This window comes from Kitasatospora sp. NPDC059646 (genome assembly GCF_042734615.1).
Lineage (GTDB): Bacteria > Actinomycetota > Actinomycetes > Streptomycetales > Streptomycetaceae > Kitasatospora.
On record NZ_JBHWDS010000010.1, the window covers coordinates 1 to 1,764 of the forward strand.

Here is a 1,764-nt window from a genome sequence, read left to right on the forward strand (position 1 = left end):
GTCCGCGGGTGCGGACGCCGGGCGCGGGTCGGTCGCGGCCGGGCCGGACTACTTGGCGAGGAACGCCAGCAGTGCGGCGTTCACCTCCTCGGCGTGGGTCCACAGCAGGCCGTGCGGCGCGCCGTCGATCTCCACGTAGTCGGCGGCGGGCAGCGCGCGGTGGAACGGCCGGGCGGTGTTCTCGACCGGCAGGATGCGGTCGCCGGTGCCGTGCAGGATCAGCGCCGGCACGTCGATCTTCGGCAGGTCGGCGCGGAAGTCGGTGTACCAGGTGGACGGCGCGGCCGAGGCCGCGTACGCGCCGCCGCCGGCGGCGACGTTCCAGCTGTTGCGGAGGGCCTCCTCGCTGATCCGGGTGCCGAGGTTCTCGTCCAGGTTGTAGAAGTTCTCGAAGAACTCGGTGTAGTAGGCGTAGCGGTCGGCCTTCACGGCGGCGATGACGCCGTCGAAGAACTCCTTCGGGGCGGCGCCCTCCGGGTTGTCCTCGGTCTGCAGCAGGTACGGCTCCAGCGAGGCCAGGAAGGCGACCTTGGCGACCCGGCCGGAACCGTAGGCGGACACGTAGCGGGCGACCTCGCCGGTGCCCATCGAGAAGCCGACCAGGACGGCGTCGCGCACGTCCAGGGTCTCCAGCACGGTGTTCAGGTCGGCGGCGAAGGTGTCGTAGTCGTAGCCGGTGGTCGGCTGCGAGGACTGCCCGAAGCCGCGGCGGTCGTAGGTGATGACCCGGTAGCCGGCGTCGAGCAGGGCGGCGGCCTGACGCTCCCAGGAGTGCCCGTTCAGCGGGAACCCGTGGATCAGGACGACCGGCTGCCCGGTGCCGTGGTCCTCGTAGTAGACGTCGACGGTGGTGCTGTTCTCCTGGCCAACGGTGATGTACGGCATGGCAGTTGCCTTCGTTCGGAACGGTCTTGCGGACGACTCCCACGCTAGGAGCGGACGGCGCGGGCGGATCGTCCGGGAGAGCACACCCCTTCGTCCCAGAGTGCCGTGACGGTCCGTCGGCCGCCGTGCGCCCTGCGGCCGCAGCCCGTGCGCGGACGGGACAGGCCGCGGGGCCGGGGTTCCTACGCTGATCCGGACCTGATCGCGACGACTTCCGGGAGAACCATGTCCAGCCAGCCTCGCCTGCACCAGCGCGGGCCCGCCGTCCAGGAGTTCGGCACCGTCACGCAGCTGCCGATCGCGCTGTCGCACGACGCGCGCCAGTACTCGGCGCAGCGCCTCAACCGGGTGCTCGCCGACACCCAGTTCCTGTACGGGCTCTACAAGAAGTACCACTGGGGCATGCGCGGCCCGACGGCCTACCAGCTGCACCTGCTGTTCGACAAGCACGCCCAGGAGCAGCTGGAGCTGGTCGACGCGCTCGCCGAGCGGGTGCAGATGCTCGGCGGGGTCGCGGTCGGCGACCTGCGCCACGCGGCCGAGATCACCGGCGTGCCGCGCCCGCCGGACGGCATCGACGACGTGCGCTCGATGCTGTCGCGGCTGCTGGACGCGCACGAGCGGATCCTCACCGACGCCCGGGACGCCGCCGCGCGCACCGCGGAGCTCGGTGACGACGGCACCCAGGACCTGCTGGTGTCGCAGATCATCCGCGGCGGCGAGACCCAGGTGTGGTTCCTCGCCGAGCACCTGGTGGACACCCCGGAGCTGTAGCGGCGGGAACGCGGAAGAGGGGCGGGGGGGGGCGGCCCACTTAGCCGGTTGTGGGGGTGAGAGGGGTCGGCGGTCGCGGTGTCGTTTAAAAAAAAGTAGCTGCCC

Annotated in this window: 2 protein-coding genes; one reads left to right on the forward strand and one right to left on the reverse strand. The window is 71.4% G+C overall.

Going from position 1 to position 1,764, the window contains the following annotated elements:
* Nucleotides 1-48: 48 nt before the first annotated feature.
* On the reverse strand, nt 49-885 hold the full coding sequence (locus tag ACFV1L_RS09010) for an alpha/beta fold hydrolase (protein WP_380364298.1): 837 nt from the start codon (nt 883-885) through the stop codon (nt 49-51).
* Nucleotides 886-1,110: 225 nt separating this feature from the next.
* Between ACFV1L_RS09010 and ACFV1L_RS09015 the strand changes: the two genes are divergently transcribed.
* The gene (locus tag ACFV1L_RS09015) at nt 1,111-1,659 is read left to right on the forward strand and encodes a Dps family protein (protein WP_380364300.1); all 549 of its coding nucleotides are present in this window, start codon (nt 1,111-1,113) and stop codon (nt 1,657-1,659) included.
* The last annotated feature ends 105 nt before the right edge of the window (nt 1,660-1,764 follow it).

What these genes read in the sequence shown, in the direction of transcription:
- ACFV1L_RS09015 (WP_380364300.1), top strand. Translation starts at nt 1,111, where the DNA reads ATGTCCAGCCAGCCTCGCCTGCACCAGCGCGGGCCCGCCGTCCAGGAG.
- ACFV1L_RS09010 (WP_380364298.1), bottom strand. Translation starts at nt 885, where the DNA reads ATGCCGTACATCACCGTTGGCCAGGAGAACAGCACCACCGTCGACGTC.